A 12,625-nucleotide genomic window follows, 5' to 3' on the forward strand; every position below is an offset into this window, starting at 1 on the left:
TCTTGGTTTTGTACCCGCGGTAGTGTTAACGCCTGATATATCCGTAATTGTAACTGCTGTAAAAGCACGGTTCGCAACAGAAGTAGTATTAACCAGATTGGTATAAGTGATAGCTTGTCCAGATTAAATCAAGTCCGGTAAAGTTACCGGCATCAGCACCGATATCTGTTGGTGTAAGTCCTGAACGCGTTTGTCCGTCAAAATCATCAGTTACTCCAGCAATGGCAGCACCATTACCTTCAGCAGCAGTCGCAATTGCAGGATTAATATGTAAATCCGGAGTTGAAGCAGTTGGCGCCAAGAATTGTGGATTTGAACTAAAACTATTGGCGTCTTGTCCTACTGCTGTTTTCCAGGCGGTGAGGTCAGCTACATCAAGCGAATTGAAAAACCCGAAGACGTTTCCTGTTCCAGATCCGAAATAAATATTGTTGTTTATCGTAAGCCCAGAAGGATTGGCAGTAGTTCCACCTACTCTTACGATGTAGTTCTTACCTGTAGCCCCACCATTATTTCTGGCATTAACAAAAATATTATCTCTAAACGCTCTTGTTACGGTTGTTAATGAACTGAAAGCAAATGAGTTTCCGGTTCCCGCAGTAGGTGCACCACCGATATAAATGCTGTTATGATAAAAATTGTCGGTTCCTGTACCTGACGGTTCATTGATACCGTTAATTTGAACAGCATTTGCAATACCATCACCAATAGTGATCATATTGTTTTTGTAAGTAGTTGTTCCGCCAGCTACACGAATACCCGTTACTTCAGCAGTCGCAGAGTTAGTTGCAGCTGTAAGACCGTATATATTATTACGATCAACTGTGTTGACAGTAGACCCGTTAAAATGAATTCCGGTTACCGTTGAAGCCGCTGAAGTATTTGTGTTTGATAAATTAAAAATGCTATTTTGCGAAACAATATTGTTAGCAGTTGAAATCATAACAATACCCGCCAAAGAAGCAGAACTACCTGTTCCTGTGCCGGCATTTGTTGTAATGTTGCGAATTGTATTGCCTGTGAATGTCCCTATCGGGCTTGCATTATTTATCGCATTAACAATATTTGACGTAGATGTTGATGTGGTACTAATAGAATTTGCCACTGTTCCGCCAATCGTATTACCGGTAGCTACAAAAGTAACAGCGGCAACTGTGTTGCAACGAAGACCATAAAAATTGGCTGCACCTGTACTGCTGTTAGTCACAGAAATACCTCCGATAGAGTTATTATTGGTTATAAAGGCAAAATTTCCAAAGTTATAAACACAGTTGAAATCCGTAGCACTTGATGAAGAACTTGTGTAAGTAATGTTTCCTGTCCCCGACATACTTCCGAAAGTATTTCCGGTAACATTTCCGATAGAAACCAGACCATCTGCGATGTAAACGAGTCTGACAGATGTAGTCGAAGTTGTTCCACTCATTGCACCGGAAATCGCTATATCAGAGATGGTATTCCCCTGAACACTTGTCGCGGTAGTACTTCCAACATTCAAAAATACAGGAACAAAAACCGAACTCGCAATACCTACAAACGTATATTTACCACTTCCAGTTCCAGCCGTTGCCGAACCGGTTCCGGTAGCAGACGGATATGTCGCAAACCCTATCTTGTTAGCAGAAATTAAAGTATTATTTCCGCTTGTGTTAGCGATCCAAATCGAAGAATGCTGTGAAGCTGTAGTTTGTGTTCTTGTAGCAGTTTGATAAAAGTTATTCCCGGTAATAATATTATCCGTATTACCTGATGAAATATATATTCCCGAACTCGAAACTGCTGCTCCAAAGTAATCGTAGATATTATTATTTGAAAAAGTATTACCACTATTATTGATTGCCGTAGTACTGGTCGAACCGTTCATATAAATGCCTTTTGTCGGCAAGTTAGAACCTGCAGGCCAATATTACAATTGGAAATTGTATTGTTGTCGTTACCGTTGAGTGTTGCAGCATCAGTACTAAAAAAGAAAACTCCACCATTAGTACCCACTGCCATAGAGCCTGACCCTAAAACAGAACAATTTGTAATTGTATTTGAAGTTGCACCTCCAACAAACCTAATTGTACTGGTACCTGAGGTATTTACGGCACTAGTATTAGAAATTGTAAGAGTATTTCCTCCGGCATTCAACCCGTTGATGGTAACATTGTCAGCTCCATTTAAAGCTATAAGTTCACTAGCCAAAGAACCAGTAATAGTTCTCGCACTTCCTCCAACCGGGGTGATGCTCATTGAAGTATAAGAGGCCGATCCTGAGCCACTGGCATTTAACGATGCAATAGCTGTTTCTGTGGTATTACCTCCAATGTAAATATTAATCACACCTGTGTGCGTTCCTGCATTCACTGCATCGAATGCAGCTTTTAAAGTGGCGTACGAAGTTAATGTTGTAGTTCCCCGGTTGAAGAAATAAAAACCGGAGTTGCAGGATTCGCCACAACGACAAAAGTCGCCTTATAGTTGGCGCCGCTGTTGCTTGAAAAATGAGTTCCTGTTCCACAAGAATCGTAATTTGCATCAGAGTACATTTCCAGCGTATAATTACCCGGAACAATATTGTTGATTAAATTTATAGCTCCCGAAGTTCCAACCCAGGATTGGTCTCCCGGATTAGCGAGGTTTGCAGAAAAAGGTTCACTGACAGAAGTAAACGCTCCGGGCGTATTGCCTGTAACATAAATGCGGTAATAAACATTACTGCTGTTGATGTTACACCCACCGTTCTTGTAGGTCTTGTTCTCTCCACCCTTGACGACCAACGTATTGGTGCCAAGCGTAAAAGTGCCAAGACTTGCTCCTTGCAAGTCGGGATTCGCGGTCGATGCCTGCATATCGTAATAGGCGTTGGCACCTCCATTAATGCTTAAAATTGCATAACTTTCGAAGATGCCGCTGGATTGGGCACTGCCGAAATTGGCAAAAAATAAAAGCATAATCGGCAATAGAAATTTACTTTTTTTAGGAGCAAAATTCTTCACGGCAAAAAATTGTAAAATTGAATGCATAAAATTACTGATTGAGGGGGTTGATTTAAATAAGAACTTAATTGTAGATTGGTGTGTTATATTTTAAACTATTAAATAGTTTTTTAGCATTTTTTTGTAGGATTACATAAAAAACATGAAACTATTTAACAGTGGATAAAGGTATTTTTAATTTTAATATTTCATCATGCCAATGTTAAAAAAACTAAACTACAACGTTGTAGTGTTAATAAAAGCTTAATTTAGTGTTACTAAAATCAAAAAAAATCGATGAAATGCATCATCAATCTTAACAAAATTGTTCAATAAATCAATTTTAACTTACAAATCTTTTAAAAAACATCTAATTATGATAAAAAATGACGATTCAATAAAACCAAATTTCTGAAACATTTGATTATGGAGTTTTGAATTTATGAATTTAACTGTCTGATCCGAAATTGGGTAAACTGATTATTGCGAAAATTCAAATGCTGCTTCCGCCTAAAAATCTTAAAATTTCAAACTCTTTTTCATAACTTAGACCAATATTTCATACAACGCTTACTATGTCACTGACTCCGTTTACCAAGCAACAATTGCTTCCGCAGGAAGAAAAGCTCGAAATCGCACGCCACAAAAGTGAACTTTTTATAGGCATGCCTAAAGAAACCTGCTTTCAGGAAAGACGCATTTGCCTGACCCCGGACGGTGTGAATTCACTGACTTCACATGGCCATCGTGTCATGGTTGAATCTGGAGCGGGATTGAGCGCTTCCTACTCTGATAAAGAATACAGCGATGCCGGTGCAGAAGTAACCGCAGACACTAAAAAGGTATTCGGTTGCCCGATGCTTCTAAAAGTTGAACCACCTACAATCGAAGAAATCGAAATGATCAATCCCGAAACGATTATCATTTCTGCCATACAATTAAAAACCCGAAAAGCCGCCTATTTCGAGGCTTTGCACAAAAAGAAAATCACGGCTTTAGCTTTTGAATTCATCAAAGATGACGACGGTTCCTACCCTGCCGTGAAATCATTAAGCGAAATTGCAGGCACTGCATCAGTACTCATCGCATCAGAATTAATGATCAATAACCAGTTCGGCAAAGGATTACTTTTCGGTAATATTACAGGTGTACCACCAACGGATGTCGTCATTATTGGCGCCGGAACTGTAGGAGAATTTGCTGCCAAAACTGCAATCGGATTGGGTGCCAACGTAAAAGTTTTTGATAATTCTATCACGAAATTAAGACGATTGCAACTGCATCTGAACCAACGCATTTTCACTTCTACCATACAACCCAAAGCGTTATTGAAAGCGCTTCGCCGCTGCGATGTTGCGATTGGCGCCATGCGTGGCAAAGACCGATGCCCGGTTGTCGTTGCCGAGACTATGGTCGAGAACATGAAAAAAGGTGCCGTTATCGTTGATGTAAGTATCGATACCGGCGGGTGCTTTGAGACTTCTGAAGTAACGACGCATGAAAAACCGACTTTCGTCAAGCACAATGTCATTCATTATTGTGTACCGAATATTCCGTCGCGGTATTCAAAAACGGCATCGCTTTCCATCAGCAATATCCTTACCCCTTACTTGTTACAGATTGCCGAAGATGGTGGTATTGAAAGTGCCATTCGCGTGAACAACGGACTCAAGCACGGCGTTTATTTCTACCATGGAATCCTCACCAACAAAGCCATCGGCGAATGGTTCAATATTCCAAACAGCGACCTCAATTTAATTGTGTTTTAAGCATTGAATCTGCTACCTTTGCCGAAAATTAAATTATGAAATTCTACCAGCGCCTCGCCTATTATCTTTCCGGTTTTGCCATCGGATTGGTTTTCCTTTTTTGGATCCTCAACGGAAAAGACACCCGTTGCAGCTATTTCCCGAATGCGCGCGTGCTTAAAGATATTCGCAGTAAGTCTTTTGTTTATTCCGATGTGGCGCAAAGAAAAATCGATGAAAAAGTTGCAGATACCGCCGATATCCGTAAAACACTAACTTATGGTGATGTTGATTTTGACAGAAGCAATATCAAAACCGGAACCGGAAAACTCTACACAATCGAAGGTTTTAATTCCAAAAACGAAAAAATCACGCTTGAAGTCATTAATTATGAGGAAAAAGCGGTGCTTCGGGATATTAAAAATAGTCCAAAGTAGCAAGCCTAAAGTCCAAAGTAGCAGATTGTGTTAAGATGCTTATGACTTAGACTTTCGACTCAAACCCACTTTCCGTCGACGTCTTCACCTTATTCGTAGATTGTAAACCGTCGCAATCATTTCATTCCGTACCTTTATATTTTATTGTACGAAATGAAGCCACTTTCCATTAAAAAAATATCGCTGCTGTCCCAATCTCTTGTCTTTTTTGGGCTGCTGTTGATTCAAATTTCGCCGCTTTATTGGGGAATTGAATTCCCTTTTCCTTTCTGGATCAAGCAATTCAGCATGTATATTTTGTGGATTGGCATATTCTACCTGACTTACAGCGTACTGCTTCCAAAATTGCTTTACAAAGGCCGGAATTTCTATTTCTTCATTGCAGTTTGCTGTATATTGTTTGGCGTAGTCTTGTTGAGCAAACGAATCGATATTTTCCTCGACCTTGATAACGTTCTCAAACTGCATTTCAAACTTCCGGAGAAAAAAGACCACAACGAAGGGCAAATTATTGCACGCTTTGGTGAAATCATCATTACGCTGGTAATCATGGGATTCGGAACCATAATCGGTGTAGCGCGCAAATTACAGACAGAAAACCGATTACGTCTTGAGCTCGAACAGGAAAAAGTGATTTCTGAACTGTCTTTCCTCAAATCACAAATCAATCCGCATTTCTTTTTCAACATACTCAACAGCATTTATGCACTCGCCGGCAACGGAAATGAACCTGCCCGCGAAGCCATCTACACGCTTTCGCACATGATGCGTTACGTACTTTATGACACAAAAAACAACCTTACATCGCTGCAAAAAGAGATTGCATTCGTAGAAGATTACCTCAAATTAATGGAATTAAGAATTACCGATAAAGTACAAGTGATTTTCGAAAAACCAGCCCATATTTCCGATGTTGAAATCGCGCCGATGCTTTTTCTTCCATTCATCGAAAACGCCTACAAACACGGCATCAGCAGTATTTATCCGAGTTATATATATATAGGTATAACGCAAACCGGAAAAGAACTGCAGATTGAAGTGCGCAATTCGGTTTTTGAAAACCAGTCGGTTGGCAAAGAAGACAGTAACGGAATTGGCCTTGTCAACACGCGCCGCCGCCTCGATTTAATCTATCCGGGCCGCTACGAATTACGCACAAATGAAGACGCCATCCAGAAAGAATACCAGGGTAATCTTAAAATTGCAAACCACATGATTTTAAAATGTATCGCCGTTGACGACGAGCCGCTCTCGCTTCAGATTATCGTTTCTTATATCCAGCAAACGCCGTCTTTACAGTTAACCGGGCAGTTTTCAAATGCAATCGAAGCACTCAAGGCTATTCATGAAAACGATATCGATTTGCTGTTTCTTGACATCCGGATGCCTGACATCAATGGCATTGAACTCGCGAAAATCGTCGAGCAATATCGCGTAAAAGGCAATCTTCGCATTATTTTCACGACGGCTTTTGACCAATATGCACTCGATGGCTACAAAGTCGATGCACTAGATTATTTGCTGAAACCATTCAGTTTTGTTGATTTCAGCAGGTCGGTCAACAAGGCGATTTCTTATTTCGAATTGATACGGAATCCGCAGCAGGAAACTCCTGCAAATGTTCTTCCAATCGTGGCATCCGAACCCGCTTACATTTATCTTAAAGTCGAATACCAATTGGTAAAAGTCGCACTTGACGATATTATTTATATTGAAAGCATGAAAGATTACGTGAAAGTTTATCGCCTCAAGTGAAGACAAGCCATTGCTGTCATTAATGAGTATGAAAGCTATTGAGGAAAAGCTTCCTGAAAATAAGTTCATGCGTATTCACCGCTCTTTTATCGTGTCGCTTGACAAGGTTAAAGCTGTGACGAAAAATTCCGTCCAGATTGGGAAAATTTCCATTGTTGTAACCGACCAATATAAGGATAATTTCATGCCGTTCTTTCAAAAATGGGTGCCTTAAAAAACTGATTAAGATTCCGTCGACGTTTGATGCCTGTCTGTCGAATCTGCTGTTATTTGTTCCTGCTAAGATGTTCCTTTGTACCGTAATTCTGGCGAAAATTAATTCGCTGCGGATACAAAACCTAAATTTCTTACCATGAAAAAAATATTTCACTTCGTATTGTTGCTGGTTATTTTCAGTGCGAATGCCCAAAATTATCCTGTCGCTGCTGGCTTAAAAGGTAAAATTACGGGAATGGTGACTGATTCGATTACGAAAGCACCGGTTGATTACGCTTCTGTAAGTCTTTACAAAACCGACAGCACTACTCCAATCACAGGTGCTCTGACTGATGAAACCGGCAGTTTTAAATTGAATGAAGTTCCCGCCGGAACTTACACACTCGCCATTTCATTCATCGGTTACAACACCCGCACCATTACGCCTATTACAACCACCGATGCAAAACTCGACGCGTCTGTCGGCAAAATCATTTTGAGTTCGGAAACCAATACTTTAAAGGAAGTCGTAGTTGTCGGAAATACGCAATTGGTATCCAACAAAATCGATAAAATCGTTTATAATGTGGAGAAAGATGTAACTGCTGGTGGCGGAAACGCAAGTGATGTTTTACAGAAAGTACCTTTGGTAAATGTTGATATGGAAGGAAAGTCTCCATCCGCGGCGACGGAAATGTGCGCGTTTTAATCAATGGGAAACCTTCGGGCGCTACTTCAGCCAACCTTGCAGATGTATTGAAAACCATTCCGGCCGACCAGATTAAAAGCATTGAAGTGGTGACTTCGCCTTCTGCAAAATACGACGCCGAAGGTTCCGCCGGAATCATCAACATCATCACCAAACAAAAGAATGTTTCGGGTATCAGCGGTTCTGTAAGCGGCGGTGTGGGAACGCGCCAGAATAACCTAAATGCGAATATCAATTACAATAAAAACCGTTTCAGCCTTTCGGCGAATATCGGTGCGAATAATGGCTGGCCACAGGAATCTGGTTATGAATCGCGACAGCTTTTCGACAGCACCACAAACAATTCATTGCAAACGACAACCGGCACAAGCGAAGTAAAACGCAGCGGAATCATGGCATCTGTAACTGCGGGCTATGATTTCAACACTTTCAATAGTTTAAATACGACTTTCCGTTATAATAAAGGTGGATTTGAAGGAAAAGGCAGCAATGAAAGCAAATTTACAGATTACCTGAATCCGCAGAATAGCACATTATACACAGGTCGAAATTCCTCAAAAAATGCTTTCGGCGGTTTTGACTGGAATCTTGATTATTCACATAAATTCAATACCGAAGGACACGAATTGACATTCTCTTCGCAATGGAGCCACAGCACTGTCGAAACCAATTATGAGAATTTATACTCGGATTTCTACACCGACCAAAAAGCGGATAACGACGGAAAAAACAACGAATACACTTTACAACTCGATTATACGCTTCCGGTCACCGAAAAATTAAAAATTGAAGCGGGAGGAAAAACCATCATCAGGAGGATTTCAAGTGATTTCAAAAATTACATTCCCGATGCCAATGACGCTTTTGCGCTCGATCCGATAAGTTCTAATTTATACAAATACAATCAGGATGTTGCCGCGGGCTACACGGTTGGAACGCTGACTTTACCAAAAGGTTTCACGGTTATGGCGGGTGCGCGTTTCGAAAATACATCGATAAAAGGCAATCCGACGAATGCGTTGCAAACTGATCTGGAACCGTTTAAAATTGATTATGAAACCTTCATTCCGAGTTTTACTTTGCAAAAAGCCTTAACAGAATCGTCGTCTTTGAAGCTGACTTACAGCAAAAGGATTACAAGACCGAGTCTTACTTTCCTGAATCCGTTTATCAATAAACAGAACATTCAGGCGCAAACGCAGGGTAATCCGAATCTTGATCCTGAAATTTCACAGACGGTTGAATTGGGTTATTCGGCATTTTCGCAGAAACGCGTCATCAATATTTCGGCTTATTATAAATATACTTCAGATTTGATTGAAGGAATCGCAACGCCATTGACCGGCAGCGAATCAGGAACAATCACAAACTATCAAAATATCGGTTCCAATAAATCTTTCGGGATGAGCTTCTTCGGGTCGTACAATCCTTTTGAAATGTTGACTTTGAGAGGCAATTTCAACGCTTTCACTTACAAACCTGACCCAGCAGGGATTTACAGCCTCGAACAAAGCCAGAACGGAACATTCGTGCAGTATTCAGCGTTTGTAAGCGGTACACTTGCATTCAAAAACGGTATTTCTGCTGAGGCATTTATGATTCAGAATTCGAACAAGAAAACATTACAAGGCGAAACGCCGGCTTTCAATTTAATGGTATTCGGGGTGAAAAAACAATTCTGGAACAAGACCGCCTCACTTGGCATCAACATGGTTTCGCCATTTAAAAAAGATTTGGAATTCAGGCAAAATTCAAGCGGGCAAGGTTTCAGCCAAAGCAGCGTCTTCCACTTCCCTATCCGGTCTTTCGGAATCACATTCAGTTATAATTTCGGTCGATGAGTTTTAGCGGTGCTAAGAAAAAGGCGTCAATAACGACGACCTTAAAGAGGGAGAACAGAACGGTCAGGGTGGAATTCCCGCACAATAAGATTTGCTTTTCACCTGGCCTGACATTTCCCTGAAAAGTTTGGTTGTTGCAATTATTGATTTTCTTACAACATTATCAGGCCGGGCGGAAGCATTTTTTAAGTAGTCGGCGTTGTTCCGGAAGTGTCTGTTGCAGCATTATCGGGAATCACAGTCGGCGTTACCAAAGGCGCAACAGGAATCGTTGAAGCATCCATTGAAGCCGATGTCACCACAGGATTTACTGAAGGTTGCGGTGTTACGGGAACCGCATTTGTAACTAATGGAATTACAGCCGGAGTTGTAGTCGCATTCTGGCTTGCAGCGGCTGCAGCCTGAGCCGCCAGTTTCGCTTTATGCTTGGCGCCTTTATTCTCTGTAGTTTTCAAAACTGCATAAGTCGCAGAACTCAATCCCAATAAAATCAGGTTATTTTGCTGAATATCCGGCATGATATCATTGATACCCCCGGTCGGCACATTTGCCAGGTTTTTAGTAATCTGAGAAATAAACCAAACGCCAAAAGCAAAGTTAAAAACAACAGTCTGAAAGCGATGAACGCTCACTCCTGTCTGGTCTGAAAGAATATCGATAATAAAATTCTCTCCTTTTTATCCTGATGACGGTCTACGTCATCATTAACTTCACTGGTGTCGATGGTACGCGCCGTTGCGGTGGTTGCAGCACTGATTCCCAACAGAATTACAGTCGACATTCTTAATTCCGGCGCCTGACCTTCCAGCACCATTATGGCGATAAATGCAGACAATACAATCACCGTCCACCAGGCTAATTGCACACGTGACCAGCTATAAGCGGGTTTGTCGAGGACACTTAGGTCTTTGAGCATGCAGTATCTCTTGTTACAGTAAGCGATACAAAAAAACAGGATGCCGAAAACAATCCAGAAACACACAATTGGATTCATAAATTTATGATTTAGAGGTTAGTGCGATAAAACTAAATAAATTTATGAATGTGGATGCGCGTAGAAATACCTGATTTTTGGTGGAAATTTTTAGGAAATTGTCGTTTCAGAAGAATTCGAAAATTACATTTATTGCTTTATAAATCTTCCGTAGCGATTCCCTACTTTCAGTAAATAAACTCCGGACGGTAAGGTAGCAGTATTTATTGTATCTGAATTGATTTTTTCACAACGCATAATCCTTCCCGTCAGGTCAAATATTATTGCGTCGGCATTATCTTCGATCCCAAATGCTTCAAATTGCAATACGTCTTTTACAGGATTCGGGTAAATTGTCAGCTGTCGTTGCGCATAAGTATAATCCGGATTTGACAACACCGGAAACTGAAAAGTTGCACTCACAGGCAAATGGTCAGAAGTCGTACTGTAATAACCCGAAATAGTCTGCGGTAAAGTAACTTCCTGAGTAACACTACCTGAGACGTAATTTCCCGCCAATTCATTGGATACAATAAGGTTTTCAATAACCGGATGGTTCCAGTTCAGCGCCATCAGGCTTTCAGTGATTCCTTTATAATGAGCGGTATCATCAGTGAAGTTTTTATATGGCGAATCCGTGCAAGCACAGGCAGTACTTGATGTTCCGACAAGATAATCGTTGAAATCTCCAATAATCATAAGGTTTTTTGTATTGTAATTGGCGCCGTCCAAAATCGCCTTGAGTCCGATGGAACCGCCTAAGTCTTCGCGTGTAACTCGCCGCCACGTCATCTTCAGCTTTCGCGTGAATATTGATGACAGCAACCGGAATCACGTTGTTCCCGGCAAGCAAATTCAGGTTGTACAATGCAGGAAATCTGCCGCTCGTCCAGTTGTAATAATAGGAATTGCCTTGCGACGCTCCGCCACTGCTCAATTGCGATGCACTTACAAACTGCACTTTTGCTTTTTTATAAATTATTGCCTGTCTTTGATCGCACTCATCAGTATTGCCGGGCACGATTCTTCCCTCCCACACATCGCTTCCCAAAAGCGAAACCAATGTCGCAATTGAAGGATTGGCAACAGTATTGGTGATTTCCTGGATACAATAAATATCAGAATTCATTGCCAGCATTGCCGCCGCGATATTATTAACCTGAAGTGTTTCATCTGTTGGCCCAATGTCGTGCAACCCAGCCATTCGGCATTCCAGTTGGTGATTTTGAAATTGCCTGAATTTGGGTTCGATGCCTGTGGCTCGCCGGTAACTTTTATATTTTTAATTTCCCAGGTAGCACTTTGCGCGCCCATGCTCAGGTACCGGAAAGCAATCCGCGAATTTTCAGACTGGCTCCATCGGGAATGATCAAATCTCCCGAAGGAATGAATTGCCACGCAGCCGGAACATTTTGATCGAGTCCGTTTAACTCAATCCACGCTGTGGTTGCCGGATCGCCCGAATAATTGGTGGTCGCATAGACTTTATACCAGCCTTCGGTCACGCCCACATTCATCACATTGGCACTGCCGCGGGTATGGCTGAAAGTGAGTTTTACATTATCTGTTTGTATAAGATTCATGGCCGGACTGATGAGCCAATCTTCGTTATCAAAATTTTGTCCGCCCTGATAACCGCTGCAAATCGCACCATAAGTTGAATTGGAATGCCACGTTTGCGTACCCGTAACATTTACATTAGTGAACGCATTGAAACTGTCGGCGGTAAGCATTGATTGTTCGAGGATTGTGGTTTGCGCAATAGATAAACCAGAATTGAACGCGCATAATAATATAAGAAGAAGGGTGAATCTTTTTTGCATGTCAGGGTGTATAAAATCGCCCAAACTTACGATAAAATGATTAAATAAAAAGAATGCCTGACAATTAAGGTGCGGAATTAGGACTTTGACAATTTTGTAGAACAGATTGAAAATCCGCGTAATTGAATTTGAGATTTCAGCTTTAATCCGAAATCTTCTTCAACAAAGTCGCCGTCTTTTGCTC

General features: G+C 41.2%; 14 protein-coding genes. 6 read left to right on the forward strand and 8 right to left on the reverse strand.

The features are described 5' to 3' along the window. Window positions 1-88: 88 nt before the first annotated feature. Genes ACSLFW_RS14350 through ACSLFW_RS14360 form a run of 3 tightly spaced genes read right to left on the reverse strand, consistent with a single transcriptional unit; the run spans window position 89 to window position 2,936 of the window. On the reverse strand, window positions 89-1,864 hold the full coding sequence (locus ACSLFW_RS14350; RefSeq protein WP_436556330.1) for a beta strand repeat-containing protein: 1,776 nt from the start codon (window positions 1,862-1,864) through the stop codon (window positions 89-91). Further along, on the reverse strand, window positions 1,861-2,349 hold the full coding sequence (locus ACSLFW_RS14355) for a hypothetical protein (protein WP_436556331.1): 489 nt from the start codon (window positions 2,347-2,349) through the stop codon (window positions 1,861-1,863). Before ACSLFW_RS14355 ends, ACSLFW_RS14350 begins: the two co-directional genes overlap by 4 nt. A 35-nt stretch (window positions 2,350-2,384) precedes the next feature. After that, on the reverse strand, window positions 2,385-2,936 hold the full coding sequence (locus tag ACSLFW_RS14360) for a hypothetical protein (RefSeq protein WP_436556332.1): 552 nt from the start codon (window positions 2,934-2,936) through the stop codon (window positions 2,385-2,387). Window positions 2,937-3,535: 599 nt separating this feature from the next. Between ACSLFW_RS14360 and ACSLFW_RS14365 the strand changes: the two genes are divergently transcribed. The 6 genes from ACSLFW_RS14365 to ACSLFW_RS14390 all read left to right on the forward strand — a co-directional run bounded on the left by ACSLFW_RS14365 (window position 3,536) and on the right by ACSLFW_RS14390 (window position 9,645). Next, complete coding sequence (locus tag ACSLFW_RS14365) at window positions 3,536-4,729, forward strand: alanine dehydrogenase (protein WP_436556333.1); 1,194 nt, start codon at window positions 3,536-3,538, stop codon at window positions 4,727-4,729. A gap of 35 nt (window positions 4,730-4,764) precedes the next feature. Beyond that, the gene (locus ACSLFW_RS14370) at window positions 4,765-5,145 is read left to right on the forward strand and encodes a DUF4258 domain-containing protein (RefSeq protein WP_436556334.1); all 381 of its coding nucleotides are present in this window, start codon (window positions 4,765-4,767) and stop codon (window positions 5,143-5,145) included. Between the two features lie 153 nt (window positions 5,146-5,298). After that, a complete protein-coding gene (locus ACSLFW_RS14375; protein WP_436556335.1) occupies window positions 5,299-6,900 on the forward strand; it encodes a histidine kinase in 1,602 nt (533 codons plus the stop codon). A gap of 28 nt (window positions 6,901-6,928) precedes the next feature. Continuing rightward, the gene (locus tag ACSLFW_RS14380; protein WP_436556336.1) at window positions 6,929-7,114 is read left to right on the forward strand and encodes a LytTR family transcriptional regulator DNA-binding domain-containing protein; all 186 of its coding nucleotides are present in this window, start codon (window positions 6,929-6,931) and stop codon (window positions 7,112-7,114) included. A 138-nt stretch (window positions 7,115-7,252) separates the two neighbouring features. Then, window positions 7,253-7,804, forward strand: coding sequence for a carboxypeptidase-like regulatory domain-containing protein (locus ACSLFW_RS14385; protein ID WP_436556337.1), 552 nt, complete (start codon window positions 7,253-7,255; stop codon window positions 7,802-7,804). Further along, complete coding sequence (locus ACSLFW_RS14390; RefSeq protein ID WP_436556338.1) at window positions 7,792-9,645, forward strand: TonB-dependent receptor domain-containing protein; 1,854 nt, start codon at window positions 7,792-7,794, stop codon at window positions 9,643-9,645. Before ACSLFW_RS14385 ends, ACSLFW_RS14390 begins: the two co-directional genes overlap by 13 nt. Before the next feature lie 185 nt (window positions 9,646-9,830). Here ACSLFW_RS14390 and ACSLFW_RS14395 read toward each other — a convergent pair whose 3' ends face one another. The 5 genes from ACSLFW_RS14395 to ACSLFW_RS14415 form a co-directional block, all read right to left on the reverse strand. Beyond that, window positions 9,831-10,277, reverse strand: a complete 447-nt coding sequence (locus tag ACSLFW_RS14395; RefSeq protein WP_436556339.1) for a hypothetical protein — start codon at window positions 10,275-10,277, stop codon at window positions 9,831-9,833. Further along, window positions 10,274-10,639 carry a hypothetical protein gene (locus ACSLFW_RS14400; protein WP_436556340.1) on the reverse strand — a complete coding sequence of 122 codons (366 nt, stop codon included), beginning with the start codon at window positions 10,637-10,639 and terminating at the stop codon, window positions 10,274-10,276. Before ACSLFW_RS14400 ends, ACSLFW_RS14395 begins: the two co-directional genes overlap by 4 nt. A 129-nt stretch (window positions 10,640-10,768) precedes the next feature. Continuing rightward, window positions 10,769-11,317, reverse strand: coding sequence for a T9SS type A sorting domain-containing protein (locus ACSLFW_RS14405; protein WP_436556341.1), 549 nt, complete (start codon window positions 11,315-11,317; stop codon window positions 10,769-10,771). Continuing rightward, window positions 11,241-11,822: a hypothetical protein gene (locus ACSLFW_RS14410; RefSeq protein ID WP_436556342.1), complete on the reverse strand. Its 582-nt coding sequence runs from the start codon at window positions 11,820-11,822 to the stop codon at window positions 11,241-11,243. The genes ACSLFW_RS14405 and ACSLFW_RS14410 overlap by 77 nt, the downstream gene beginning before the upstream one ends. A gap of 112 nt (window positions 11,823-11,934) precedes the next feature. Continuing rightward, window positions 11,935-12,351 (reverse strand): hypothetical protein, encoded by a 417-nt coding sequence (locus tag ACSLFW_RS14415; RefSeq protein ID WP_436556343.1) that lies wholly within the window; start codon window positions 12,349-12,351, stop codon window positions 11,935-11,937. Window positions 12,352-12,625: the final 274 nt, after the last annotated feature.

Source organism: Flavobacterium sp. 3HN19-14 (genome assembly GCF_051373205.1).
Taxonomy (GTDB): Bacteria; Bacteroidota; Bacteroidia; order Flavobacteriales; family Flavobacteriaceae; genus Flavobacterium.

Coding starts and splice junctions, on each gene's coding strand:
- ACSLFW_RS14360 (WP_436556332.1), bottom strand. CDS start 2,936: ATGCTTTTATTTTTTGCCAATTTCGGCAGTGCCCAATCCAGCGGCATC.
- ACSLFW_RS14405 (WP_436556341.1), bottom strand. CDS start 11,317: ATGATTATTGGAGATTTCAACGATTATCTTGTCGGAACATCAAGTACT.
- ACSLFW_RS14375 (WP_436556335.1), top strand. CDS start 5,299: ATGAAGCCACTTTCCATTAAAAAAATATCGCTGCTGTCCCAATCTCTT.
- ACSLFW_RS14415 (WP_436556343.1), bottom strand. CDS start 12,351: ATGCTTACCGCCGACAGTTTCAATGCGTTCACTAATGTAAATGTTACG.
- ACSLFW_RS14350 (WP_436556330.1), bottom strand. CDS start 1,864: ATGAACGGTTCGACCAGTACTACGGCAATCAATAATAGTGGTAATACT.
- ACSLFW_RS14385 (WP_436556337.1), top strand. CDS start 7,253: ATGAAAAAAATATTTCACTTCGTATTGTTGCTGGTTATTTTCAGTGCG.
- ACSLFW_RS14410 (WP_436556342.1), bottom strand. CDS start 11,822: ATGGCTGGGTTGCACGACATTGGGCCAACAGATGAAACACTTCAGGTT.
- ACSLFW_RS14400 (WP_436556340.1), bottom strand. CDS start 10,639: ATGAATCCAATTGTGTGTTTCTGGATTGTTTTCGGCATCCTGTTTTTT.
- ACSLFW_RS14380 (WP_436556336.1), top strand. CDS start 6,929: ATGAAAGCTATTGAGGAAAAGCTTCCTGAAAATAAGTTCATGCGTATT.
- ACSLFW_RS14365 (WP_436556333.1), top strand. CDS start 3,536: ATGTCACTGACTCCGTTTACCAAGCAACAATTGCTTCCGCAGGAAGAA.
- ACSLFW_RS14370 (WP_436556334.1), top strand. CDS start 4,765: ATGAAATTCTACCAGCGCCTCGCCTATTATCTTTCCGGTTTTGCCATC.